The 22,709-nt window shown below is 67.8% G+C and carries 24 protein-coding genes; 12 read left to right on the top strand and 12 right to left on the bottom strand.

The window, feature by feature from the left end:
* Positions 1 to 70: 70 nt before the first annotated feature.
* The 7 genes from ACQY76_RS14260 to ACQY76_RS14230 form a co-directional block, all read right to left on the bottom strand.
* Positions 71 to 586 carry an ureidoglycolate lyase gene (locus ACQY76_RS14260; protein WP_428029396.1) on the bottom strand — a complete coding sequence of 172 codons (516 nt, stop codon included), beginning with the start codon at positions 584 to 586 and terminating at the stop codon, positions 71 to 73.
* Positions 583 to 2,013: a dihydropyrimidinase gene (hydA, locus tag ACQY76_RS14255; RefSeq protein ID WP_428029395.1), complete on the bottom strand. Its 1,431-nt coding sequence runs from the start codon at positions 2,011 to 2,013 to the stop codon at positions 583 to 585. Before hydA ends, ACQY76_RS14260 begins: the two co-directional genes overlap by 4 nt.
* A gap of 119 nt (positions 2,014 to 2,132) precedes the next feature.
* Entirely contained in the window at positions 2,133 to 2,846 is a 714-nt protein-coding gene (locus tag ACQY76_RS14250; protein WP_428029394.1) for an energy-coupling factor ABC transporter ATP-binding protein, read from the bottom strand.
* Positions 2,843 to 3,577 (bottom strand): cobalt ECF transporter T component CbiQ, encoded by a 735-nt coding sequence (gene cbiQ, locus ACQY76_RS14245; protein ID WP_428029393.1) that lies wholly within the window; start codon positions 3,575 to 3,577, stop codon positions 2,843 to 2,845. Before cbiQ ends, ACQY76_RS14250 begins: the two co-directional genes overlap by 4 nt.
* A gap of 5 nt (positions 3,578 to 3,582) precedes the next feature.
* Entirely contained in the window at positions 3,583 to 4,161 is a 579-nt protein-coding gene (locus tag ACQY76_RS14240; protein WP_428029392.1) for a cobalamin biosynthesis protein CbiL, read from the bottom strand.
* Positions 4,158 to 4,787, bottom strand: a complete 630-nt coding sequence (cbiM, locus tag ACQY76_RS14235; protein ID WP_428029391.1) for a cobalt transporter CbiM — start codon at positions 4,785 to 4,787, stop codon at positions 4,158 to 4,160. The genes ACQY76_RS14240 and cbiM overlap by 4 nt, the downstream gene beginning before the upstream one ends.
* A gap of 6 nt (positions 4,788 to 4,793) precedes the next feature.
* Positions 4,794 to 5,576 carry a DUF4198 domain-containing protein gene (locus ACQY76_RS14230; RefSeq protein ID WP_428029390.1) on the bottom strand — a complete coding sequence of 261 codons (783 nt, stop codon included), beginning with the start codon at positions 5,574 to 5,576 and terminating at the stop codon, positions 4,794 to 4,796.
* 150 nt (positions 5,577 to 5,726) lie between these two features.
* Between ACQY76_RS14230 and nikR the strand changes: the two genes are divergently transcribed.
* Positions 5,727 to 6,200, top strand: a complete 474-nt coding sequence (nikR, locus tag ACQY76_RS14225; RefSeq protein ID WP_428029389.1) for a nickel-responsive transcriptional regulator NikR — start codon at positions 5,727 to 5,729, stop codon at positions 6,198 to 6,200.
* Between the two features lie 62 nt (positions 6,201 to 6,262).
* Here nikR and ACQY76_RS14220 read toward each other — a convergent pair whose 3' ends face one another.
* The 3 genes from ACQY76_RS14220 to ACQY76_RS14210 form a co-directional block, all read right to left on the bottom strand.
* A complete protein-coding gene (locus ACQY76_RS14220) occupies positions 6,263 to 6,514 on the bottom strand; it encodes a GlsB/YeaQ/YmgE family stress response membrane protein (RefSeq protein WP_428029388.1) in 252 nt (83 codons plus the stop codon).
* A 104-nt stretch (positions 6,515 to 6,618) separates the two neighbouring features.
* Positions 6,619 to 8,127, bottom strand: coding sequence for a carnitine 3-dehydrogenase (locus tag ACQY76_RS14215; RefSeq protein ID WP_428029387.1), 1,509 nt, complete (start codon positions 8,125 to 8,127; stop codon positions 6,619 to 6,621).
* 10 nt (positions 8,128 to 8,137) lie between these two features.
* Positions 8,138 to 9,040 carry a 3-keto-5-aminohexanoate cleavage protein gene (locus tag ACQY76_RS14210; RefSeq protein ID WP_428029386.1) on the bottom strand — a complete coding sequence of 301 codons (903 nt, stop codon included), beginning with the start codon at positions 9,038 to 9,040 and terminating at the stop codon, positions 8,138 to 8,140.
* A gap of 92 nt (positions 9,041 to 9,132) precedes the next feature.
* On the opposite strand from ACQY76_RS14210, the gene ACQY76_RS14205 reads away from it, so the two are divergent.
* A complete protein-coding gene (locus ACQY76_RS14205; RefSeq protein ID WP_428029385.1) occupies positions 9,133 to 10,098 on the top strand; it encodes a GlxA family transcriptional regulator in 966 nt (321 codons plus the stop codon).
* A 4-nt stretch (positions 10,099 to 10,102) separates the two neighbouring features.
* Here the strand turns inward: ACQY76_RS14205 and choX are convergent, their stop codons facing one another.
* Both choX and ACQY76_RS14195 read right to left on the bottom strand, forming a co-directional pair.
* Positions 10,103 to 11,047, bottom strand: a complete 945-nt coding sequence (choX, locus tag ACQY76_RS14200) for a choline ABC transporter substrate-binding protein (protein WP_428029384.1) — start codon at positions 11,045 to 11,047, stop codon at positions 10,103 to 10,105.
* Positions 11,048 to 11,180: 133 nt separating this feature from the next.
* Entirely contained in the window at positions 11,181 to 11,981 is an 801-nt protein-coding gene (locus ACQY76_RS14195; protein ID WP_428029383.1) for an inositol monophosphatase family protein, read from the bottom strand.
* Positions 11,982 to 12,274: 293 nt separating this feature from the next.
* Between ACQY76_RS14195 and ACQY76_RS14190 the strand changes: the two genes are divergently transcribed.
* From ACQY76_RS14190 to ACQY76_RS14145, 10 genes are all read left to right on the top strand, one after another.
* Positions 12,275 to 13,621, top strand: coding sequence for an ABC transporter substrate-binding protein (locus tag ACQY76_RS14190; RefSeq protein ID WP_428029382.1), 1,347 nt, complete (start codon positions 12,275 to 12,277; stop codon positions 13,619 to 13,621).
* 113 nt (positions 13,622 to 13,734) lie between these two features.
* Positions 13,735 to 14,289: an SIS domain-containing protein gene (locus ACQY76_RS14185; protein WP_428029381.1), complete on the top strand. Its 555-nt coding sequence runs from the start codon at positions 13,735 to 13,737 to the stop codon at positions 14,287 to 14,289.
* 52 nt (positions 14,290 to 14,341) lie between these two features.
* The gene (locus ACQY76_RS14180; protein ID WP_428029380.1) at positions 14,342 to 15,259 is read left to right on the top strand and encodes a carbohydrate ABC transporter permease; all 918 of its coding nucleotides are present in this window, start codon (positions 14,342 to 14,344) and stop codon (positions 15,257 to 15,259) included.
* On the top strand, positions 15,259 to 16,077 hold the full coding sequence (locus ACQY76_RS14175; RefSeq protein WP_428029379.1) for a carbohydrate ABC transporter permease: 819 nt from the start codon (positions 15,259 to 15,261) through the stop codon (positions 16,075 to 16,077). Before ACQY76_RS14180 ends, ACQY76_RS14175 begins: the two co-directional genes overlap by 1 nt.
* Positions 16,074 to 16,994 (top strand): sugar phosphate isomerase/epimerase family protein, encoded by a 921-nt coding sequence (locus ACQY76_RS14170; RefSeq protein ID WP_428029378.1) that lies wholly within the window; start codon positions 16,074 to 16,076, stop codon positions 16,992 to 16,994. Before ACQY76_RS14175 ends, ACQY76_RS14170 begins: the two co-directional genes overlap by 4 nt.
* 10 nt (positions 16,995 to 17,004) lie before the next feature.
* Positions 17,005 to 17,979: a sugar-binding transcriptional regulator gene (locus tag ACQY76_RS14165; RefSeq protein ID WP_428029377.1), complete on the top strand. Its 975-nt coding sequence runs from the start codon at positions 17,005 to 17,007 to the stop codon at positions 17,977 to 17,979.
* A 47-nt stretch (positions 17,980 to 18,026) separates the two neighbouring features.
* A complete protein-coding gene (locus tag ACQY76_RS14160; protein WP_428029376.1) occupies positions 18,027 to 19,109 on the top strand; it encodes an ABC transporter ATP-binding protein in 1,083 nt (360 codons plus the stop codon).
* A 41-nt stretch (positions 19,110 to 19,150) separates the two neighbouring features.
* Positions 19,151 to 20,188, top strand: coding sequence for an NAD(P)-dependent alcohol dehydrogenase (locus tag ACQY76_RS14155; RefSeq protein WP_428033016.1), 1,038 nt, complete (start codon positions 19,151 to 19,153; stop codon positions 20,186 to 20,188).
* A 97-nt stretch (positions 20,189 to 20,285) separates the two neighbouring features.
* Positions 20,286 to 21,014, top strand: coding sequence for an SDR family oxidoreductase (locus tag ACQY76_RS14150; RefSeq protein ID WP_428029375.1), 729 nt, complete (start codon positions 20,286 to 20,288; stop codon positions 21,012 to 21,014).
* 3 nt (positions 21,015 to 21,017) lie between these two features.
* Positions 21,018 to 22,622 (top strand): FGGY-family carbohydrate kinase, encoded by a 1,605-nt coding sequence (locus ACQY76_RS14145; RefSeq protein WP_428029374.1) that lies wholly within the window; start codon positions 21,018 to 21,020, stop codon positions 22,620 to 22,622.
* Positions 22,623 to 22,709 lie beyond the last annotated feature (87 nt).

The raw sequence follows: 22,709 nt of genomic DNA, 5'->3' as shown, positions 1-22,709 counted from the left end.
GGAACAACGCCCCGGCCCGGTGGACGTTCCCCCCGGGCGCTCGGCACGTCACCGCTTTGGCCGGCGGCCTTCACTCCGCGCGGATCAGGAAGGCATCCATGGCCTGCTCCTCGCAGTCCTGCGCGGTCCCCGCCTGCCAGGATTGCACGAAGAACCGCCCCGGCGCGCCCAGCCCGATGATCGGCGTGTGCCAGACGCCGCGCCGATAGATCATGCCGCCGCCGGAAAAGCGAAAGGCGCGCAACGAGGAAAGGTCCGGGCGGCCCTGCGCATCGTCGAGGCAGACGGCGAGGATGAAGTCTTCCGCATGCATGGCGATGATGGCCTGCTGCGAGAAGGGGTGCCGCTCCATCAGCCGCACGGCAAGCGGAAGCGCCTGCGGCGTTGCCTCGAACACCGACACCATCAGCCGGCTTCCGGGCCGATGGTCCGGCTCGATCTGCACGATGTCGTGGCGAAGCGCCGTGCCGGCATTCACCTGTAGCGGCTCGGCAGCGACGGGGCCCGCCAGATGGCCGTAGGGGTGCAGACCCTCGGCCGTTGCCGGCAGCGCCCGCAGTTCCAGACCTTCCGTCCTTTCGCTCACGGCAGCACCCCCGCCGGCACGGCATAGGGCGAGAGCTCGCGCTTGAGGAAGCCGCCATCGCCGGGCTCGCCGACGATGCGCCCGTCCTCCGCCATCACCTTGCCGCGCAGCAGCGTCATGACAGGCCAGCCGGTGACGTGCATGCCCTCATAGGGCGTGTAGTCGGCTGCATGGTGCATCAGCTCCTGGCGGATGATCTCTTTCCGGTTCGGGTCCCACAGCACGATGTCGGCGTCGAAGCCAGGCGCGATGGAGCCCTTCTTCGGGTAGAGGCCGTAGATCTTGGCGTGGTTGGTGGAGGTCAGCGCCACGAACTCGTTGAGGGTGATGCGCCCCTCCACCACGCCCTTGCTGAACAGGATCTGCAGCCGCGTCTCGACGCCGGGAATGCCGTTCGGCACCCAGCGGAAGGAGGTGCGCGCCTTCGGGTTCAGCTTGCCCATCTCGCCTTCGTAGAAGAAGGCGCAGTGATCCGACGAGAAGGTCTGGAACACGCCGGTGCGGATGCCTTCCCAGATGGCGTCCCAGCTCGCAGGGTCGCGCGGTGGCGGCGAACAGACATATTTGCCGCCGCTCTCATCCATGTTGAGGCCCTTCATGTCCTCGGCGGTCAGCGCGACATATTGCGGGCAGGTCTCGCCATAGACCTTCAACCCCTTCTGCTGCGCCCAGCGGATCTGCTCCATCGGCTCGCGGCCGGAGACATGCACCACCATGATCGGCACATCGGTCAACTCGGCATGGCTGATGGCGCGGTGGGTGGCCTCGCGCTCCACCGATTGCGGGCGGGAGACGCCGTGATAATAGGGCGCCGTCTTGCCGGCCGCCTCCAGCTTCTGGGTCATGAAGCGGATGGCGTCATATCCCTCGCAATGCACCATGACGAGGGCGCCGCAGCCGCGCGCGCAGTCGAACACCTCCAGCAGCTGGCGGTCGTTCAGCACCAGGTCGTCATAGGTCATGAACACCTTGAACGAGGTGTAGCCGTCACCCACCAGCGCCGGCAGTTCCTGGCCCAGCACGCTGGCGGAAGGGTCCGAGATGATGAGGTGGAAGCCGTAGTCGCAATAGCATTTGCCCTCGGCCTCCTTGTGATAGTCCATCACGCTCTGGCGCAGGCTGGCGCCGCGCGGCTGCAGCGCGAAGGGCAGCACGGTGGTGTTGCCGCCGGCGATGGCGGAGCGGGTGCCGCTCTCGAAATCATCGGCCATGGCCGGGCCGCCAAAGGCCGGCTGGGCGAGGTGCACGTGGCTGTCGATGCCGCCCGGCATGACCAGCAGCCCCGAAGCATCGATCACCTTCGCCCCGCCGGTCAGGCTCTCGGCCACCGCCACGATGCGCCCGTCGCGAATGCCGACATCGGCGCGCACCGTGTCCGAAGCGGTGACGACCGTGCCACCACGGATGACCGTATCGAATTCGTGCATGGGTGCCTCACTGGGATGCGTCGGGGAAAGTCGGGGTCAGGCGACTGCCTATAGCCAGCATAGAAGGAGCCGCCGGCCGAGGCGAGCGTGCGAGAGGCGCCCGCGAGGGCAACGCCCCGCTACGCCTCGCTCTGGTGAATATGCGGGTGCGAATGGGTGTGGCTGTGCGGGTGCGTGTGGATCTCGGCCGGCGACAGGTGGCCATCGTGGATCGCCATCGCCCGCGTCGCGAGTTCCGCGATGAAGCCGTCATCATGCGAGACCAGCAGCATCGCGCCGGGAAAGGCATGCAGCGCCGCCCGCAGGCGCCGGCCATTCTCCGTGTCGACGCCATTGGTGGGCTCGTCCAGCAGCAGCACATCCGGCTTCATCGCCAGCAGCCCGGCGAGGCAGACGAGGCGCTTCTCGCCGCCGGACAGCCGGTGGCTGATGCGCGGGGCGAGCGCGGCGATGCCCAGCATTGCCAGCACCTCTTCCGCCCGGCGAAAGGCTTCGGCCTGCGAGAGGCCCAGATTGAGCGGACCGAACGCCACGTCCTCGATCACGCTCGGACAGAAGAGCTGGTCGTCGCTGTCCTGGAACAGAAAGCCGATGCGCGGGCGAAAGGCCCGGAAGTCGCGCTCGCCGTGGCACGGCGTGCCGAACAGGCGCACCCGCCCGGCGGCTGCCCGCTCCAGCCCGATCAAGGTTCGCAGCAGCGTGGTCTTGCCCGCCCCGTTCGGCCCGACAATGGCCAGCCGCTCGCCTGCCGCGAGGCTGAGATCGACCTGGCGCAGCAGCGTGGCGCCGTCGCGAACAACCGTGACATTCTCAAGGGCGAGCAGCGCGCTCATAGCCGGTCCGCCAGCGTGAGCACGGCGCCGAAAACCAGTGCCGCCATCGCCCGCAGCCAGTCGCGCGGCGCCGGGCGTGGCTGCGCGAGACGCGGAAAACGCCCCTCATAGCCCCGGCACAGCATCGCCTCTTCCACGCGCTGCGCGCGGTCCAGCGCGCGCACCAGCAGCATGCCGACGAGATGGCCGTAGCTGCGCCAGCTATGGCGGTTCGAGCGGGCGCGGAATCCCCGCGCGCGCATCGCCTCCAGCAGGCGCCGCGCCTCGTCGCGGATCAGCCCGAGATAGCGCGCCGTGAGCACGAACAGCCGCACGATGCGCTCGGGTACGTAAAGCCCGCGCAACGCCGTGCCGAGCCGCGCCGGCTCGACCGCGCCGAGCATCACCATCAGCATCAGCACGGACGATGAAACCTTGGCGGCGATCAGCACCGCGCGCTCGGCCCCCTCGACGCTCGCCGTGAGCGGACCAAGGGTGAACAGCGTGCGCCCCGCCATGGTGAAGGGCAGGGTCGCGAACAGCAGCAGCAGGAAACCCTCGACATGCAGCAGGCGCTTCCACAGGCGCGGCTCCGGGCGGCTCCACGCCGCCACGCCGAGCACGGCGACAAGCGCCCCCACCGCCACCGGCAGCGTGTGCAGTTGCGACAGGCAGGCGATGACGACGAAGGCGGCAACGATCCGCAGCCGGAGGTCTTCCCCCGGGGCTGCCTGCACAAATGTCGAAGACATTCGCCTCATGCGCGCCGCGACCGTGCCCACATCCCCATGCCGGCCAGGCCGAGAATGAGGAAGACGCCGGACATCACATCGGCAAGGCGCAGGCGCGAGTCCAATTGCTCGATCTGCTCCATCAGCGGCTCGACCTGCCGCTGCACGGCGGCCTCGACCAAAGCGGCAAGCTGTTCGCTTTGGCCCCCCGGCCCTCCGGCCGGCGCCGCCACGGCAACCGCGTGGCCCGATGCCGCGCTCGGGCTCGAAACCGTGTTTCCGGGCGCGCCAGCGAAGCGGGCGGCGAGCAGGGACGCCGAGGCAATGTGGCCCTCGCGCGTGTCGACGGTGACGGTAACGTCGGAAGGCGGCGGGGGCACGTCGAAGGCAAAGCGCCCCTCCCCGTCCGTCGCGCCCTCGGCGAGGCGCGCGCCGGCGCCGTCCTCGGCGATCCAGGGCGCCTGCGCCGCGCGGCCGCCGCCGATGAAGAAGGCATAGCCCTTGACCGAGCCCCCCTCGACCGTGGCGAACACCTTCAGCTTGTGAGCCTGCGCCGGCCCCGAAAAGGCCAGTGCCAGCAGAAGCGGCAGCAGGAAGCGGATCATGGGGCGGCAAGCGCTGGCGCTACGGGCCGCAGCGCGTCCGGCTGCACGCGGGCGAGAAAGGCCACGATGACGGCGGTGACGAAGGCCTCGCCCAGCGCCAGCGGCAGATAGGTGGCGATCACCACGCTGGCCACGGGCGTGTAGTCGGTCGAGGACATCCAGAGCGACAGCGCCACGAGCCCCGCCGTCCCCAGCACCGGCAGCGCCCCCGCCAGCGCCCCCGCCGCCAGCCGCACCGAGGGCCGCGTGGTGCGGCGGATCAGCGGTCCCAGCAGCATGCCGAACAGCACGCCGGGCAAAGCGATATTCACCGTGTTCACCCCCAGCGTCGTCAGGCCGCCAAAGCCGAACAGCAGCGCCTGCAACAACAGGGCCACCAGCACGGCGAGGAAGGTGGCGGTGCCGAGCATGACGCCCATCAGCCCCGCCAGCAGAAGATGCACGCTCGACGGCCCCACCGGCACCGCGATCAGCGATCCCGCGAAGAACGCCGCCGCCAACAGAGCGGTGCGCGGGATCATGCGGTCGTCGAGCCGGCGCAGCCCCAGCGCCACCCCCGCTGCGGCAAGGAGCCCGCCGCCGATCAGGACGGGCGCGGAGAGAATGCCGTCGGGGATATGCGCCATGAGGGGCTATTTCCCGCCCATGTCGGTAGCCTTCACCCAGATCAGCGCTCCGTCCTCGACTGGCACCTGCTTGCCCTCGGGCGAGGTCATCGGCGCGTCGCCTTCCAGCAGCGCGGCGAAGCCCCACCAGCCGGCGCGCGGCATGGCATAGGTGAAGGTGCCGTTGGCGTCGGCCTTCAGCACCTGGGTGACGAAGGCATCGTTGGGCGGCTTCACCGCGCCGTCATTGACGAACTCGACCTCCACCTCGGCGAAGGGGACGGGCTTGCCGCCCTTCAGCACGACGCCGGTGAAGACATTGCCGGCCCACAGGCCGGTCGGGCGGGTCAGCGGCTGGATCTCCACCGGCAGGCCGACCAGTTCGTCCCAGCCCTCGCCGGAGGCGTAGCTGTCGACGATCACCTTGGAATAATGGACGATGTACTTGCCCTCGGAGGGCTCCCAATAGGGCTGCGGCTCGACGAAGAAGATCGCCGCGCCGGGCTCCTTCAGCGCGTGGGTGAACGACCAGCCGGCCTTGCCGTCGACGGGTTTCTCGACAATGCGGTCGAGCAGGTCCGTCTGCGTCCCGCCGACCAGAACGCCCACTTTTGCCGGCTTCTTCATTTCCATGACCGGCCCGCCCTCGACCGGGTGGGTGAACACCATGTCGACGCTGACCTCGCCACCCTCCGGCAGCACGTCGGCGGAGGGAATGATCTCCTGGAAATGCGCCAGCGCCGGCAGCGCCAGCAACGGCAGGAGAACAGCGGCGAAAGCGACACGACCGGCATGGCAAAAGACGGGCATGGAAGACGGCAACCTCGCGCATTATGAAATATGATTCAAAAAATCATACCCGACGGCGCGGCGCGGCGGCAAGCGCGCATGACGCCCGACGCCCTGAATCCTCTCGGCTCGCTATGCTAACATGGCAGGCATCGCCGGACGGAGCAGCCCATGCAGCGGATCACCATCGCCATTGACGACGAGCTGGCCGCAGAGCTGGACGCGTACATGCAGGAAACCGGCGCGACCAGCCGCTCCGAGGCGATACGCGACCTGGTGCGCCGGGGCCTTTCCGCCCGCCCGGACGGCCCGGCGCAGGCTCCCTGCTTCGGCGTCATCAGCTGCGCCATCGACCAATCGGTGCGCAACCTGGCCTCCCGCGTGCCGCAGGGCCGGCTTGACCGGCACGACCAGACGGTAGCGGCCCTGTCAGTCCCCCTCGACCACACGACGTCGATCGATGTGACGGTGATGCGCGGGCAGGTCACCGACATCTCTACTTATGCGCAGGCGCTGTTTCTGGAGCGCGGGGTGATGCACGGCGCGCTCAGCCTGATCCCGGTGGCGGAAGATGCCGCGCACCACGTCCACAACCAGAGTTCGACCCATGAGCACACGCATCTGCGGGTCAAGAGCGGTTTCTGATCGGGCCGCCCGAACAAAAGAGGGCGCCCGGGGGCGCCCTCTTCCGCGTGCGTTGCTGCACGTCAGTTTCGTACCGCCCTCACCAGGCCGATGAGGATACACGCGCCGAGCACGCCGGCCACCAGATAGCCCAGCCAGCCGCCGAAGCCGACGCCGATCAGGCCGAAAAGGAAGCTGGCAATCGCCGCGCCGATAATGCCGAGCACGATATTGAGGAAAATGCCGGTGCCGGTCTTCATGATCGCCGAGGCGATCCAGCCTGCCAGACCGCCGATGATGATGGCGGCGATCCAGCCAATCTGTGCGTCTTCCATGCTATTTCTCCCATAGCCCCAGATAAAACCGTGGAGAAAACGCACGGGCCCGCGCGCTGTTCCCGCCGCAGGCTACGTCGCGAAGGTATTTTTGGCGACTGGCCTCATGCGGCCGCAGATACCTTCTGGCCAATGGCCCGCCCGGCCGCATCCGGCCGCGCCATCGCCGCATGCGCATCGGCGATGGCATTGACCTTCGCCAGCACATGCGCCGCCGCTGGGGCGGCACGCCCCGCCTTGGCATCCACGTGCAGCAGCATGTGCTCGCCGGTGGCGATTTCGCGACGCTCAGAGCCCGCGAAAAGCCGGTGGAAGAGATGCAGGCGCTTTTCGTCGCTGGCCAGCACCTGCGTGGTCACCACCAGTGCCTCGCCCAGCTTGGCCTCATCGAGATGCCGAAGATGGGTTTCCACCGTGTAGTAGCTGTGCCCGGCCTCGACATAGGCGAGGTCGACGCCGATCCGGCGCAGCAGCGCGTCGCTGGCGTCGCCGAACACCTGCAAATAGCGGTGCTCGGTCATGTGGCCATTATAGTCGATCCAGGCCGGCGAGACGCGGGTCTCCAGCAGCACAAGCGGCGAAGCGATGCCCGGCGCGGCCGCGCCGCCGGCCTGCGCCATCAGCTTCTGCTCGAAATCCTTCAGCAGCTTGCCGGCGCCCCAGCCCTCGCCGCCCCGGCCGGCTTTCAGCGCCTGCACGATGCCGACGAGATTCTCGTCGCGGATGCGCTCCAGCTCGCGGATCTTTAGGCCACCCGCCTGCGCGTCCGACTGCGCACCGATCTTCTCCACCAGAGCGTCGTCGAGGTCGACCACGTCGGTGAGCTTGGTCCATGGCCATTGCAGGCAGGGGCCGAACTGGGCGAGGAAATGACGCATGCCGGCCTCGCCACCGGCGATGCGGTAGGTCTGGAACAGGCCCATCTGCGCCCAGCGCAGGCCGAAGGAATAGCGGATCACGTCGTCCAGCGTCTCGACGTCGCAAATGTCGTCCTTGATCAGCCAGAGCGCTTCGCGCCACAGCGCCTCCAGCAGCCGGTCGCCCACGAATGCCTCGATCTCGCGGGCGATGACCACGCCCTTCATGCCGATGGCGTCGAGCACGGCCTTGGCCTGCGCGATGGTGGCCGGCACGGTCTGTGCCCCACCGACAATCTCGACCAGCGGCAGCAGGTACACCGGGTTGTAGGGGTGGGCGACGAAGAGCCGGCCGGGATGGGCCAGCCCCTCTTGAAGATCGGTCGGCTTGAGGCCGGAGGTGGAAGAGCCCAGCAGCGCCTCCGGCGGCGCGCCGACATCGATTTCCGCCAGCACGCGGCGCTTGAGGTCCAGCCGCTCGGGCACGCTCTCCTGCACCCATTGCGCGTCCGCCACCGCCTCGCTGAGGCTGGCGCAGAAGGTGAGGGTGCCGCGCGGCGGCAGCGGCGCGCCGGTGAGCAGGCCATAGGCGCGCTCGGCATTGGCCAGCACCTCGGCCACGATGCGCTGCGCGTCGGGGTGCGGATCGAACACCTTCACGTCGATGCCGGCGAGCAGGAAACGGGCGATCCAGCCGCCGCCGATGACGCCGCCGCCGATGCAGGCGGCGCGGGAGATGGGAGAAAGGGCGGACATCAACGTCTCCTCAGCGCTTCACCAGCTTCAGCTTTTCGCGCACCTCGGCCGGGCCAATGAGGCGTGCGCCCATGTTGGCTACCACCGTCGCCGCCTTCTCGACGAGCTGGGCGTTGGTGGCGAGCTGGCCCTTGCCGGCATAGAGGTTGTCCTCCAGCCCCACACGCACATTGCCGCCCGCCAGCACCGCCGCAGCCGGATAGGCCATAGCGTTACGGCCAATGGAGAAGGCCGAGAAGGTCCAGCTGGCGGGCACATTATTGACCATCGCCAGATACGTGTTGAGGTCGTCCGGCGCGCCCCACGGAATGCCCATGCAGAGCTGGATCAGCACGGGATCCTCGATCAGCCCCTCCTCGGCCAGCTGCTTGGCGAACCACAGATGCCCGGTGTCGAACGCCTCGATCTCCGGCCGCACGCCCAGCGCCGTCATCTGCCGCGCCATCTCGCGCAGCATCGAGGGCGTGTTGGTCATGACGTAGTCGCCGAGGTTGAAGTTCATCGTGCCGCAGTCGAGCGTGCAGATCTCCGGCAGGCACTGCGCGACATGGGCGACGCGCTCGGTGGCGCCGGCCATGTCGGTGGCCTTCTGGTTGAGCGGAAACGGCGCCTCGACATTGCCGAAGACGAGGTCGCCACCCATGCCGGCGGTGAGGTTCAGCACCACGTCGACCTCCGCCGCGCGGATGCGGTCGGTGACCTCGCGGTAGAGCTCGAGCCGGCGCGAGGCGGCGCCGGTTTCGGGGTCGCGCACATGGCAGTGCACCACCGCCGCGCCGGCCTTGGCCGCATCGATGGCGCTCTCGGCGATCTGCTGCGGGGTCACCGGCACGTGCGCCGAGCGTCCCACCGTATCGCCGGCACCGGTGACGGCGCAGGTGATGAAGACGTCGCGATTCATCTGCAAAGGCATGGCATGGCTCCTGAACGCATGGCGGGAGCTTGACGGCAAAGCGAAGACGTGACGCAACTATTTGCGCAACCCGTTTTTCATTCTGCGAAGCGATGATCTTTACCCATTCCGACGACGCGCTGGACGTCACGCTGCTGCTGTTCCCCGGCCTGTCGCTGCTCTCGCTGGCGGCGACGCTGGACCCGATGCGCGGCGCCAACCGGGTGCTGGGGCGACCGGCCTTTCGCTGGAAGCTGGTGTCGATGGACGGCAAGATGCCGACCGCGAGCTGCGGCCTGCCGATCCCGGTGGAGGGCGCCTTCGACGCCGGCGCGCGGCAGGACGTGCTGATGGTGGTGGCTGCGTTCGAGGCAGCGCGCTTCGCCACCCCGCCGATCCTCAAGGCGATCCGTGCCGGGGCCAAGCGCTCGGCCGCGACGGGGGGCATCGAATCGGGCTCGTGGCTCATGGGCTTTGCCGGGCTGCTCGACGGCAAGCGCGCCACCACCCATTGGGAGGACCTGGAAGACTTTGCCGCCCGCTTCCCCGAAACCGACGTGCAGCCGGACCGCTTCGTGGTGGACGAGCCGGTGTTCACCACCGGCGGCGCCACCCCGGCGCTCGACTGCATGCTGGCGCTGATCCGCGCCCGGCACGGCTATTCCGCCGCGCTCGATGTCGCCAGCCTCTACATCTATGAGGAAGTGCGCACGGGATCGGACGTGCAGCCCATCGTCTCGCTCGGCCGCATCCGCCAGCACGAGCCGCGCGTGGCCGACGCCATCCGCATGATGGAGACGCATATCGACCGGCCGCTGACGGTTGCCGCCATTGCGCGACGGGTGGGCGTTTCGACGCGCGGGCTGGAAACGCTGTTCCTGAAGACGGTGGATGTGTCGCCGGGCGCCTATTACGTCACGCTGCGGCTCAAGGCGGCACGGCGGCTGGTGCTCGACACCAATCTGCCGATCGCCGACATCGCCGAGCGCACCGGCTTTTCCGCCATCGCCTCGCTGTCGCGGGCATTCCGGCGGCAGTTCGGCGCGCCACCCTCGGCGGCGCGCCGTCAACGCCTGTAGCGTCTCAGAGACCGAGGCCGGACTTCACCGCCGCCGCGCCGGGCTTGCCGTCGAGCGTGGTGACGCCGGCGAGCCATGTGTCGACGGTTGCCGGGTTCTCCTTCATCCACGCGGTAACCGCCGCCTCGGGCTGCATGTTCTTGTCGAGGATGTCGCTCATCAGCCGGTCCTCCATCGCCACGTCGAAGACGAGGTTGGTGAGCAGCTTGCCGACATTCGGGCATTCCTTGGCATAGCCCGGCCGGGTGAGGGTCAGCACCGTGGCGCCGCCATCCTTCGGGCCGAAGACGTCATTGCCGTCGGCGAGATAGGCGATCGGCAGGTTGACGTTCATCGGGTGCGGACGCCAGCCGAAGAACACCACCGGCTCGCCCTGCTTGATGCGGTGGCCGACCTGCGAGAGCATGGCCTGCTCGCTGGACTCGACGAGATCGAAGCCCTTCAGCCCGAAGGTGTTGTCGGTGATCATCTTGGAGATGGTGGCGTTGGCGCCGCTGCCGGCCTCGATGCCGTAGATCTTGCCCTGCAGCTTGTCCTTGAACTTGGCGATGTCGGCATAGGTCTTGAGGCCGGCATCATAGGCGGCCCTGGAGGTGGCGAAGCCGATGCGGGCGCCGTCGAGATTGGTGGCGACGACGTCGATCTTGCCGGCCTTCACCAGCGGCACCTGCGTCGGCTCCTGCAGCGGCATCCAGTTGCCGAGGAAGATGTCGCGGTCGCCATTTTCCAGCGCCTTGAAGGTGATGGCGACGGAGAGCACCGCGACATTGGGCGTGTAGCCGAGATTTTTCAGGAGTTCGCTGGCCATCGCGGTGGTGGCGGTGATGTCGGTCCAGCCGACATCGGAGAAGCGGGGCTTCGCGCAGGCGGCCGGGTCCACAGCGAAGGCAGAGGTCGACAGGAGCGTGGCGGATAAGGCGACGCAAGTCACGAGAATGCGTGAAATCATTGCTGTTCCCTCGATTGGCGATCATGCCGCAGGACCGGCATCGCAGGGGAAAGCCTATCGACCGGGGGACGGGCTGATTGACCCTGTTCGAAGTAAAGATGACCGAATGCGCAACCGGTCGCGCTGCGGGCGGCTAACCGCGCCCGCTCAGCCGGCGCAGCTCGGCGTGCACCTTGGCGTTTCCGGCCCACATGGCGCCGGGGTGGGTGAAGTCGCCGTCGAAGGTCACCAGCCCGCCGGCCTCGCGCACCAGCACAATGCCGGCCCAGCAGTCCCAGCAATGCAGCGTCGGGTCGTAATAGCCGGCGAGGCGGTTGGCGGCGACATAGGCCAGCATGAGCGCGCCGGAGCCGACGCGGAACAGCACGCCGCCGCCGCGATACAGCCCTTCCACGAACGCGCCAACCTCCTTGGCCGGGGCCTTCTGGGTGGCGCCGAAGCCGATGGTGGTGGAGGCGATGGTCCAGTCCGGGTTCATCGTCAGCACGCGCCCGTTCAGCCGGGCGCCGCCGCCGGCGACGGCCGAATAAAGCTCGCGCAGCATCGGCGCATAGATGACGCCGGCCACCGGCTCGGTTCCCCGCGCGAGCCCGATCGACACCGTCCAGTTGGGCTGGCCGACGAGGAAGGGCATGGTGCCGTCGATCGGGTCGATCACCCAGACGAAGCCGGACGTGCCCTCCGTGGCAGCCTCTTCCTCCCCGACGATGCCGTCGCCGGGAAACTGCCGGCCTATGGCGCGGCGCAGCCAGGCTTCGATGCTGCGATCGGCCTCGCTGACCAGATCCTGCGAATCGGATTTCAGCTCCGGGTGCAGCGTGTCGCGCTGAAGGAAGAATTTCCGCGCCCGCGCACCCGCTCCGCGCGCCAGCTTTTCGGCCAAGGCCTGCCGAATGAGGAGCGGATCGGTGCCCGCTTCATTCCCTGCTGCCATCCTGCCCGTCTCCACGCTTGTTGACTGCCACGCGTCGGCCACCTTACCCGTCCCCGATGCTATTGCATATTTCAGAATACAAATGTATCGCTTTCGTCGTCGCGACGGCACTGTCGTCGCTGCCGGGCTTCTCGAAAAGCGCCGGACAAGGGTTAGGCCGGCACGTCCGGCGGAACTGCGGAGGGCGCGGCGCCGGAGACGGCCCGCCCCGCCGCCAAGACGAGAGACGGTCCGAACCGTCCGCATGTCGGCCTCGCCCGAACCGTGGCGCTGCGCCATTTCAGGAGGAAACCATGAAGCGTGCATTGAAAATCTGCGCCAGCGTCGTCGCCCTTGCGGCGGCAACGGCAACCATGCCCGTCGCGGCCATGGCCGACTGGCTCGAAGAGGCGGCCAAGCCCCTGAAGGGCACCGAAGTCAACGGCATCTTCCTCGACCGTCCGGGCTATCGCGCCATCATCAAGCTGCTGCCGGAGTTCGAGAAAAAGACCGGCATCAAGGTCAATTACGAGATCGTTCCCTACGAGAACGCGCGCGAGAAGGAAGTTCTGAACTTCACCTCGCAGGGCGACCTTACCATGGCACTGGTCGATCTGGTGTGGATGGGCGAGTTCGCGGAGAATGGCTGGCTGGTGCCGGTCGACGACCTCGCCAAGGACAAGGCAGTCACCGACCCCAACCTGAAGCTCGACGGCTTCTTCCCGCTGCTGCTGGAAGCCTTCGGCTCGTGGGGCGGCACGGTCTATGGCCTGCCCTTCGACAATTATTCCGGCCTGCTGTTCTATAATTCCTGCAAGCTCAAGGAAGCGGGCTTCGACAAGCCTCCGGCGACCTGGGAAGAGGTGATGACCGTCTACGGTCCCAAGCTCACCGACGCCTCCAAGAACCAGTACGCCTACGCCCTGCAGTCGCGCCGTGGCGAGACCCAGTCGGCCGACAGCTTCATGCGCTTCCTGTGGCCCTTCGGCGGTTCGCTGCTGAACAAGGAATTCAAGTCGAACCTGCTCAGCAAGGAGAGCCAGGCCGGCCTGAACTTCCGTCAGGACCTGCTCAAGTATCAGCCGCCCGGCGTGGTTTCCTTCGATCACGCGGAATCGGTGAACGCGCTGGCCCAGGGCCAGGTGGCGATGATCACCGAATGGTCGGCCTTCTACTCGACCCTCGCCGACCCGGCGACCTCCAAGCTCGGCGACTGCCTCGCCGTGGCTCCCGAGCCCGCCGGCCCGGCCGGCCGCCTGCCCGCACTGGGCGGCTTCTCGCTCGCCGTCGCCGCGCAGGCGACCCCCGAGCAGCAGAAGGCCACCTGGTTGTTCATCCAGTGGGCAACGTCCGAAGAAATCGCCAAAGCCTATGTCGAGGCCGGCGGCGTCTCCGGCCGCATGGCGGTCTACAACGACCCGGACATCAAGAAGTTCAAGTTCGTCGAGCCGATGGTCGCCTCGTGGCAGGCCGGCGTTCCCGAATATCGTCCGCGCTTCCCGGCCTGGCCGGCGATCTCCGAGATCGTCGCCGAGTGGGGTTCCAAGATGATGCTGGGTGAGGTCACCGTCGAAGGCGGCTCCAAGGAGATTGGAACCCGCATGGAAGCCATCCTCGGCAAGGAAGGCTACTACGACGGCAAGAAGAAGCTCCTCCAGTGAGTTGAAGCCGGCGGCGGGGCCTCTCTCCCGCGCCGCCGGCCTCCGGGCGGATGCTGCAACCCGCGAAGCGGCATCCGCCCACTTCCTTCCCAGGCGTTCCGGGATCCGACGACATGACCACTCTTCACGGCCGGGCGCTGGATGAAATCCGCGCCTGCCTCGACAAGGTGCGCAGCGACGAGCTTGATGCCGCCATTCGCGAGATCGCCGGTGCCCACCGCATCGCGCTCTATGGCGTCGGCCGCGAGGGCCTGCAGATCAAGGGGCTCGCCATGCGCCTGTTCCATCTCGGCCGCAAGGCGGCCATGGTGGGCGACATGACCACGCCGCCGGTGGGGCCGGGCGATGTGCTGGTCGTCTCCGCCGGGCCGGGCGATTTCTCCACCGTTTCCGCCCTGATGGGCGAAGCCCGCGCCGCTGGCGCCCGCACGCTTCTGGTCACCGCCGAGCCGGGCGGCGCCGCCGCCGCCCGTGCCGATGTCGTGCTTACCGTGCCGGCGCAGACCATGGCCAGCGACCAAGGCGCGACCGCCAGCGCGGTGCTGCCGATGGGCTCGCTCTATGAGGGCGCGCTGTACGTATTGTTCGAGATCGTGATCCTCGGCCTGCGCGAGCGGCTGGGCGTGACGCCGGCGCAGATGCGCGCCAACCATACGAACCTGGAGTGACCGGACCATCGTTCCGGGCACTGATCCAGCAAGACGCCATAGGGATGACGCCATGAGCGAGGCCGCGACAACCGCCGCACGACGCAAGCCCAACCGGGGCTATGGCCGCTGGACGCCGCTGTGGTTTCTCGCGCCGGCCGTGCTGACGCTGCTGCTGATCGGTATCTACCCGACGCTGTTCGCGCTGGTCACCTCGTTCCGGCAGTACAACATCACCCGGCCGCGCGACGGGTTCCCGTTCGTCGGCTTTGACAATTACGTCGGCGTGCTGACCGACAGCACGTTCTGGTCGTCGCTGTTCCTCACCGCCAAGTTCTACGTCACCGTGCTGCCGGTCCAGGTGGTGCTCGGGCTCGCCATCGCGCTGCTGCTGCACAAGCCCGGCATGGGCCTGCTCAAGTCGCTCGCACGCGTCACACTGGTCGTCCCACTGGCCACCACCTACGCCGTGGTGGGTCTCATCGGCCGCCTGATCTTCAACCGCGATTTCGGCGTCGCCAACCAGTTCCTCTCCTTCGCCGGCCTCGGCCCGATCGACTGGCTCTCGACGCCCGACGGCGCCTTCGCCGCCATCGTCATCATGGATGTGTGGCAGTGGACGCCGTTCTGCGCGCTCATCTTCCTCGCCGGCCTCTCCATGGTGCCGGGCGAGATCGAGGAAGCGGCGCGGCTTGAGACCTCGTCGAAGCTGGCGCTGCTGCGCTATGTGCAGCTGCCCTATCTGCTGCCCGGCCTCACCGCCGTGATGATCCTGCGCTCGGCCGACGTGCTGAAGCTGTTCGACATGGTGTTCGTGATGACACGCGGCGGGCCGGGCTCGGCCACCGACCTGATCTCGATCTACATCCAGCGCGTGGGCTTCCGCATCTTCGATCTCGGCACCGCCTCGGCGCAGGCGATCCTCTTGCTGATCCTCACCATCCTCATCAGCCGCCTCTACATCCGCGTCCTCTATCGGGAGGTCAACTGATGCGTTTCTCGTCCGGCAAGCTCCTCCACGCCCTCGGCCTGACGGCGGTCGTCATCTTCTCGCTGTTTCCGTTCTTCTGGATGGTGTCAGCCAGCTTCAAGACCCAGGCCGACATCCTGTCCTCGCCGCCGGTGTGGTTCTTCACCCCGACGCTGCAGAACTATGCCGAGATTTTCGCCGACACGAAGGTCAGCGGGGCGATCATCAATTCGCTGATCGTGGCCACCTGCTCGACCCTGCTCGCCGTCATCCTCGGCGCTCCCGCCGCCTTCGCGCTGGCCCGGTACGAGTTCCGCGGCAAGTCGGATTTGTGGTTCTGGTTCATCTCCAACCGCATGATCAGCCCGATCGTGCTGGCGCTGCCGGTGTACCTGCTGGCGATCCAGACCGGGCTGCTCGACACGCATCTGGTGCTGATCCTCATCTATCTCACCTTCCAGCTGCCGATCGTGGTGTGGATCGTCACCGACCAGTTCAAGTCGATCCCGCCCGATCTCGAACAGGCGGCGCGGCTCGACGGTGCCGACCAGTTCACCATCTTCCGCAAGATCTACCTGCCGCTCGGCGCGCCGGGCATCGCTGTGTCGGCGATCTTCTCCTTCATCTTCTCGTGGAACGAGCTGCTCTATGCGCTGGTGCTGACGCGCCGCGCCGTGCAGACCGCCCCGGTGGTCGCCACCAGCTTCATGTCCGGCTATGAGCTGCCCTGGGGCAAGATCATGGCCACCGGCACGGTGATCGTGCTGCCGGTGACGATCTTCGCCCTCATCGTCTCCCGCCATATGGTGCGCGGCCTGACCATGGGAGCGACCAAGTGAGCGGCGACATGGCGCAGGCGCCGATCCCCTTCGGCATCAATCTCGGCTTCTGCACGAAGCGCTGGGTGACGCCGGAACTGTGGGTGCCGGTGGTGCGCGAGCGGCTCGGGCTGGACCTCGCGCAGTTCTCCCTCGACATCGTCGACCCGATGTGGCCGGACGCCATCGTCGATCGCCACGCCGCCGACATCAGGCGCGCGACGGAAGCCACCGGCATCACGCTTCACAGCGCCTTCATCGGCCTCGCCCATTACACGTTCAACCAGCTGCTGCACCCCGATCCGGCCGTGCGCAACTATGCCGAATACTGGCTCGGGCGAGCCTATCGCTTCGCCGCGCTGGCCGGCATTTCCCGCGTCGGCGGCCCGCTCGGCGCCATCCCCGCGCGGCTCGACGGCAGCGAGGCGGACGCGCTGGACGCGGCCGATTATGCGGAGCTGATCGCCCGCATGCACCGGCTCGGCGAGCGCGCCGCCGCCGAGGGATTGACCGAGCTTTATGTCGAGCCGACGCCGCTGCGCCGCGAATGGCCGTGGAGCGTCGAGCAGGCGCGGCAGATGATGAGCGACACGGCCGACAGCGCCGTGCCGTGGCGACTCTGCGTTGACTGGGGGCACGGCACCTTCGCGCCGCTCTATGGCGAGGAGGATGGCGGCATGGAGCCCTGGTTCCGCGGGCTTTCCGACGTCATCACCGCCGTCCATATACAGCAGACTGACTACGCGCTCGACCGCCATTGGGACTTCACCGTGCCCGGCAGGGTCGACCCGGCCGAGGCCGCCGCCCTGCTGCGCCGCACCGGCATCGCCCCGGCGCCGGTGTTCCTCGAAGTGTTCTATCCGTTCGAGCACGACAGCCGGTCGATCCTGGACGCGCTGGAGACGACCTGCGCGCGTCTCAAGCAAGCTTTGGCGTGAAGGGGATGCGATGAACGGCGGTGCACGCGAGCGCGGAAGACCGGCGGGGCCGCAGGACGCGGAAGCCGCGCAGATCCGTGCGCGCGTGGCGTGGCTCTATTTCATCGGCGGCCTGACCCAGCAGGAGATAGCCGACCAGCTCGGCCTCACCCGGCTGCGCACCAACAAGATCCTTGGCCAGGTGCGCTCCGACGGCTCCGTCTTCATCGACATCCGCCTGCCCATGGCCGATTGCATCGAGGCCGAAGAGAAGCTGAAGGCCCATTTCAGCCTTGAACACGTCACCGTCGTCCCGGCGCTGCCGGACGAGAGCGAACAGCAGCGGGTGATCGGCGAGGCCGCCGGCGGCCTGCTCGACACGCTGCTGGAGAACGGCATGGGCCTCGGCGTCGGCTGGGGCAAGACGCTGGCCGCCGGGCTGAAGCGCGTCACCGCCCGCCCGATGGCGGAAAGCTGGGTGACCTCGGTGATGGGTGGGCTAACCCGGGGCTCGGGATCCAGCACCTTCGAGGTCGCCACCGGCTATGCCCGCGCCATTTCGGCCGAGTGCTACTATCTCGCCGCGCCGCTGTATTTCCCGACCCCGGAAAGCCGCACCATGCTGCTATCCCACCACGGTATCAGCGAGACCATGCGCCGCGCGCGCACCGTGGACGTCGCCCTGCTGTCCTGCGGCGACATGACAACCCGTTCGCTGCTCGTGCAGACGCAGACCGTCTCGGAAAACATCGACAGCCTGCGGGCCGCGGGCGCGGTGGGCGACCTGCTCGGCATGTTCCTCGATGCCGAGGGGCGGCCGGTGGACCACCCCCTCAATGAGCGCGTGCTGTCGCTGGCGCCGCACGAACTGAGCCCGGTGCGCCACTCGATCCTCGCCTCGGGCGGGCTCTACAAGGTGCCGATCGTGCGGGCGATCCTGCGCGCCGGCTATGTGAAACGACTGGTAACGGATGAGCGCTGCGCCAACGCGCTGCTTGAGAGCTGATGGACGGCCGCCGGACCCTTGCGGCCGGCCTATCTGGAGACTGCACGATGACCTTCCTGCGACTGGACAACATCAAGAAGAACTATGGCGATGCCGCCGTCATCAAGGGCGTCAGCTTCGAGGCCACCAAGGGCGAGTTCGTCGTGTTCGTGGGTCCCTCGGGCTGCGGCAAGTCCACCTTGCTGCGCATGATCGCCGGCCTGGAGGATGTCAGCTCCGGCGAGCTCTATATCGACGGCCGCGACGTGACCTATGAGGAGCCCGCCAAGCGCGAGGTTTCCATGGTGTTCCAGTCCTATGCGCTCTACCCACATATGAGCGTGTTCGAGAACATGGCGTTCGGCCTGCGCATGGCGAAGAAGCCGGAGGCCGAGATCAAGGCGCAGGTGCTGGAGGCCGCGCGCATCCTGCAGCTGGAAGCGCTGCTGGAGCGCAAGCCGCGCGCCCTTTCCGGCGGGCAGCGCCAGCGCGTCGCCATCGGGCGCTCCATCGTGCGCCACCCCAAGCTGTTCCTGTTCGACGAGCCGCTGTCCAATCTCGATGCCGAGCTGCGCTCGCAGATGCGGGTGGAGATCGCCAAGCTGCACCGGGCGCTGGGCGCCACCATGGTCTATGTCACCCATGACCAGGTGGAGGCGATGACGCTGGCGGACCGCATCGTGGTGCTGCGCGCCGGCCTCGTCGAGCAGATCGGCTCGCCGACCGAGCTTTACGACACCCCGGCCAACACCTTCGTCGCCGGTTTCATCGGTTCGCCGAAGATGAACTTCATCAACGCCAAGGTGGCTTCCGTCACGGGAAGCACCCTCGCGCTGGAGCACCCGACCTTCGCCGGCGGCACGCTCACGCTCGACACGCCGGCCGCCGCCCGCGCCAAGGTCGGCGCCCCGGTGACGGTGGGCCTGCGGCCCGAGCATCTCACCGTCAACACCGGCAATCCGGTGCTGGCGCTGACGCTCGACTTCGCCGAGAGCCTCGGCGGCTCGACGCAGCTCTACGCCCGCTCGGAAGGAGAGCCGATCATCGCGCTCACCCCGGGCCGGCCGAACCTCAAGCCGGGCGATGCCCTCACCCTCGGCATCGACCCCACCCACATCTATCTCTTCGACGCCGCCGGCCTCGCTCTCTGAGCGCTGCCGACGACGGCAACTCCAGCAGGACACGCCCCATGGTGCAGGCACTGGTTCTCGAAAAGAAGGGCGAGCTCTCCCTTCGCGACATCGATCTCCCGATGGAGGTCGGCCCGGACGACGTGAAGATTTCCATCCACACGGTCGGCGTCTGCGGCAGCGACGTGCATTACTACACCCACGGCGCCATCGGCTCCTTTGTGGTGCGCGAGCCCATGGTGCTCGGCCATGAGGCGGCCGGCACCATCACCGCCGTCGGCGCCCATGTGAAGAACCTCAAGGTCGGCGACCGGGTGTGCATGGAGCCGGGCGTGCCGAACATGAATTCGCGCGCCACCAAGCTCGGCATCTACAATGTCGACCCGGATGTGCGCTTCTGGGCGACTCCGCCGATCCATGGCGTGCTGACCCCCGAGGTAGTCCACCCTGCCGCTTTCACCTACAAGCTGCCGGCGAACGTCTCCTTCGCGGAGGGGGCGATGGTCGAGCCCTTCGCGGTCGGCCTGCAGGCGGCGACGCGCGCGCGCATCACTCCCGGCGATGTTGGCGTGGTGATCGGCTGCGGCCCGATAGGCATCATGACGGCACTCGCCGCACTCGCGGGTGGCTGCTCGCGCGTCTACATCTCCGACCTGTCCGCACCCAAGCTGGCCATCGCCGGCCAGTATCCCGGCATCCACCCGGTCAACATCACCGAGCGTCCGCTCAACGAGGTGATCGCGGAAGAGACCGAGGGCTGGGGCGCCGATGTGGTGTTCGAGGCCAGCGGCTCGCCGCGCGCCTATGAGGGGCTGTTCGACATCGTCCGCCCGGGCGGCACGCTTGTGCTGATCGGCATGCCGGTGGAGACGACGAAGTTCGACGTGGCGGCGGCGATCATCAAGGAAGCGCGGATCGAGACCGTATTCCGCTACGCCAATAATTTCGATCGCGCGGTGAATCTCATCGCTTCTGGCAAGGTCGATCTCAAGCCGCTGATCTCCGAGACCTTCGACTTTGCTCGCAGCATCGAGGCGTTCGACCGCGCCGCCAAGGGGCTGCCGACGGATGTGAAGCTGCAGATCGTGATGCCGGGCTGAGGCGCGGCAAGCCCCCTCTCCCCGCCAGGGAGAGGGGCAAAACAGCCTTCTTCCGCCCGCTCGATCGGGCGTCTGACAACTTCATCGGAGCTCTCACATGGCAAACCGGCTTGAAGGCAAGGTGGCCGCCATCACCGGCGCGGCGTCGGGCATCGGGCTCGAATGCGCCCGAGCCATGCTGAACGAGGGCGCCACCGTCGCCCTGGTCGATCGCGCCGGCGACACGCTGGCCGCGCTCTGCGCGGAGCTCGGCCCGAAGGCGGTGCCGGTGGTCGTGGACCTGCTCGACCCCGCAAGTGTCGCCACCATGCTGCCGCAGATCCTGGACAGGTGCGGCGGGCTCGACATCTTCCACGCCAATGCCGGCGCCTATATTGGCGGCGACGTGGTAGAGGGCGATCCCGACATGTGGGACAGGGTGCTGAACCTCAACATCAACGCCGCCTTCCGCACCGTGCAGGCGGTGCTGCCGCACATGGTGGCGCAGAAGGGCGGCGACGTGCTGTTTACGTCCTCCATCGCCGGCGTCGTGCCCGTGGTGTGGGAGCCGATCTACACCGCCTCGAAATTCGCCGTGCAGGCCTTCGTCCACACCACCCGCCGGCAGGTCGCCAAGCATGGCATCCGCGTCGGCGCGGTGCTTCCCGGCCCGGTGGTCACCGCCCTGATCAAGGATTGGCCGCAGGCCAAGCTCGACGAGGCCCTTGCCTCCGGCGCCCTGATGGAAGCAAAGGAAGTGGCGGACTGCGTCATCTTCATGCTGACGCGGCCGCGTAACGTGACTATTCGCGATCTGGTGATCGTGCCGAACGGAACGGACCTCTAGGCCATGGGCGGATGCTTCGCGGGAATCGATGTCGGCACTGGCAGCGTGCGCGCCGGCATATTCGACGGTGACGGCCGGCAGCTCGCCGTCGCCAAGCGCGACATCCGCATGTGGAAGGAGCCGGGCGATATCGTCGAGCAATCGAGCGACGACATCTGGGCCTGCGTCTGCGCCTGCGTGAAGGAGGCGCTCGACAAGGCCGGCCTGGGCCCCGCCGACATTGCCGGCATCGGCTTCGATGCCACCTGTTCGCTTGTTGTGCTCGGCGCGGGCGGACAGCCGCTGCCCGTCGGCCGGCATGGCGATGCCGCCCGCAATGTCATCGTATGGATGGACCACCGCGCCACCGGGCAGGCCGACCGCATCAATGCGCTCGGCAGCCCGGTGCTGGACTATGTCGGGGGCACTATCTCGCCGGAGATGGAGACGCCCAAGCTGCTGTGGCTGCGCGAGGAGCTTCCCGCTACTTTCGACGGCGCGTGGCAGTTTCTCGACCTTGCCGACTTCCTCACCTGGAAGGCCACCGGCAGCCTCGCCCGCTCGGTCTGCACCGTCACCTGCAAATGGACCTATCTCGCCCATGAGCAGCGTTGGGACGAGGGCTATTTCAGCAAGATCGGTCTCGCCGCCTTGGCGGATGACGGCTTCGAGAGGATCGGTACCCAGATTGTCGCCGCCGGCACGCCGCTGGGTGCGGGGCTGACGGCGCCGGCGGCGGCGGAACTCGGCCTTGCCCCCGGCACGGCGGTGGCGGCCGGCCTCATCGACGCCCATGCCGGCGGCATCGGCACGGTCGGCGCGCGCGGCGGCAATGGCGGCGTGCTGAACCGCATGGCCTATGTGTTCGGCACCTCGGCCTGCACGTTGCTCACCACCACCGAGCCGGCCTTCGTGCCGGGCGTGTGGGGGCCGTATTATTCGGCCATGGTGCCGGACTTCTGGCTCAACGAGGGCGGCCAATCCGCCGCCGGCGCGGCCATCGACCGGCTGGTGCGCCTGCACCCCGCCGCGCCGCAGGCGCTGGAACGCGCCAGTGCGCAGGGACAGGGCCTTAATGTGTGGCTCGCCCAGCAAGCCGAGGCGGCGGGCGGCGCCAGCGCCATCGCCGAACTCGCCGGCACGCTGCATGTGGTGCCGGAATTCCTCGGCAATCGCGCTCCGTTCGCCGACCATCTCGCGCGCGGCATCGTCGCCGGGCTCGGCATGGATGAGGGCCTCGACAGCCTCGTCGGCCTCTACATGGCGGGGCTGGCCGGCATCGGCTACGGGCTGCGGCAGATCCTCGATGCCCAGGCTGCCAAGGGCGCGCGCACCGACATGGTGGTCGTCTCCGGCGGTGCCGGGCAGAGCGGGCTGGTGCGTCAGGTGCTAGCCGACGCGGCCCAGGTGAACGTCGCCGCCACCTCGTCGCCGGAGCCGGTGCTGCTCGGCTCCGCCATTCTCGGCGCCGTCGCCGCCGGTCGCTATGACAGCTTTGCCGGCGCCATGTCGTCCATGTCGGAGATCGAGGTGGTGTACACGCCGAGCGTGCAAACGCGCGACTGGCACGCACGCCGGTTCAACGCCTTCCAGACCCTTCAGGCCGCCTATCGCAGCCTGCGCGACTGAGGCGCCGAACGGCCGGCCGCAGTCGGCCGAGGGGGCGACACGTAGTCTTCCGTCTTCCGCTTTTCATAGGCGTGCGACACCTTTGCT

It is taken from the genome of Ancylobacter sp. (genome assembly GCF_965279025.1).
Taxonomy (GTDB): Bacteria; Pseudomonadota; Alphaproteobacteria; order Rhizobiales; family Xanthobacteraceae; genus Ancylobacter.
This window is presented reverse-complemented; position numbering and strand designations above follow the sequence as displayed.

Excerpts from the sequence above, each read along its gene's own strand:
- hydA (WP_428029395.1), bottom strand. The coding sequence starts at position 2,013 with ATGCACGAATTCGATACGGTCATCCGTGGTGGCACGGTCGTCACCGCT.
- ACQY76_RS14250 (WP_428029394.1), bottom strand. The coding sequence starts at position 2,846 with ATGAGCGCGCTGCTCGCCCTTGAGAATGTCACGGTTGTTCGCGACGGC.
- cbiQ (WP_428029393.1), bottom strand. The coding sequence starts at position 3,577 with ATGTCTTCGACATTTGTGCAGGCAGCCCCGGGGGAAGACCTCCGGCTG.
- ACQY76_RS14240 (WP_428029392.1), bottom strand. The coding sequence starts at position 4,161 with ATGATCCGCTTCCTGCTGCCGCTTCTGCTGGCACTGGCCTTTTCGGGG.
- cbiM (WP_428029391.1), bottom strand. The coding sequence starts at position 4,787 with ATGGCGCATATCCCCGACGGCATTCTCTCCGCGCCCGTCCTGATCGGC.
- ACQY76_RS14230 (WP_428029390.1), bottom strand. The coding sequence starts at position 5,576 with ATGCCCGTCTTTTGCCATGCCGGTCGTGTCGCTTTCGCCGCTGTTCTC.
- nikR (WP_428029389.1), top strand. The coding sequence starts at position 5,727 with ATGCAGCGGATCACCATCGCCATTGACGACGAGCTGGCCGCAGAGCTG.
- ACQY76_RS14220 (WP_428029388.1), bottom strand. The coding sequence starts at position 6,514 with ATGGAAGACGCACAGATTGGCTGGATCGCCGCCATCATCATCGGCGGT.
- ACQY76_RS14215 (WP_428029387.1), bottom strand. The coding sequence starts at position 8,127 with ATGTCCGCCCTTTCTCCCATCTCCCGCGCCGCCTGCATCGGCGGCGGC.
- ACQY76_RS14210 (WP_428029386.1), bottom strand. The coding sequence starts at position 9,040 with ATGCCTTTGCAGATGAATCGCGACGTCTTCATCACCTGCGCCGTCACC.
- ACQY76_RS14205 (WP_428029385.1), top strand. The coding sequence starts at position 9,133 with ATGATCTTTACCCATTCCGACGACGCGCTGGACGTCACGCTGCTGCTG.
- choX (WP_428029384.1), bottom strand. The coding sequence starts at position 11,047 with ATGATTTCACGCATTCTCGTGACTTGCGTCGCCTTATCCGCCACGCTC.
- ACQY76_RS14195 (WP_428029383.1), bottom strand. The coding sequence starts at position 11,981 with ATGGCAGCAGGGAATGAAGCGGGCACCGATCCGCTCCTCATTCGGCAG.
- ACQY76_RS14190 (WP_428029382.1), top strand. The coding sequence starts at position 12,275 with ATGAAGCGTGCATTGAAAATCTGCGCCAGCGTCGTCGCCCTTGCGGCG.
- ACQY76_RS14185 (WP_428029381.1), top strand. The coding sequence starts at position 13,735 with ATGACCACTCTTCACGGCCGGGCGCTGGATGAAATCCGCGCCTGCCTC.
- ACQY76_RS14180 (WP_428029380.1), top strand. The coding sequence starts at position 14,342 with ATGAGCGAGGCCGCGACAACCGCCGCACGACGCAAGCCCAACCGGGGC.
- ACQY76_RS14175 (WP_428029379.1), top strand. The coding sequence starts at position 15,259 with ATGCGTTTCTCGTCCGGCAAGCTCCTCCACGCCCTCGGCCTGACGGCG.
- ACQY76_RS14165 (WP_428029377.1), top strand. The coding sequence starts at position 17,005 with ATGAACGGCGGTGCACGCGAGCGCGGAAGACCGGCGGGGCCGCAGGAC.
- ACQY76_RS14160 (WP_428029376.1), top strand. The coding sequence starts at position 18,027 with ATGACCTTCCTGCGACTGGACAACATCAAGAAGAACTATGGCGATGCC.
- ACQY76_RS14150 (WP_428029375.1), top strand. The coding sequence starts at position 20,286 with ATGGCAAACCGGCTTGAAGGCAAGGTGGCCGCCATCACCGGCGCGGCG.
- ACQY76_RS14145 (WP_428029374.1), top strand. The coding sequence starts at position 21,018 with ATGGGCGGATGCTTCGCGGGAATCGATGTCGGCACTGGCAGCGTGCGC.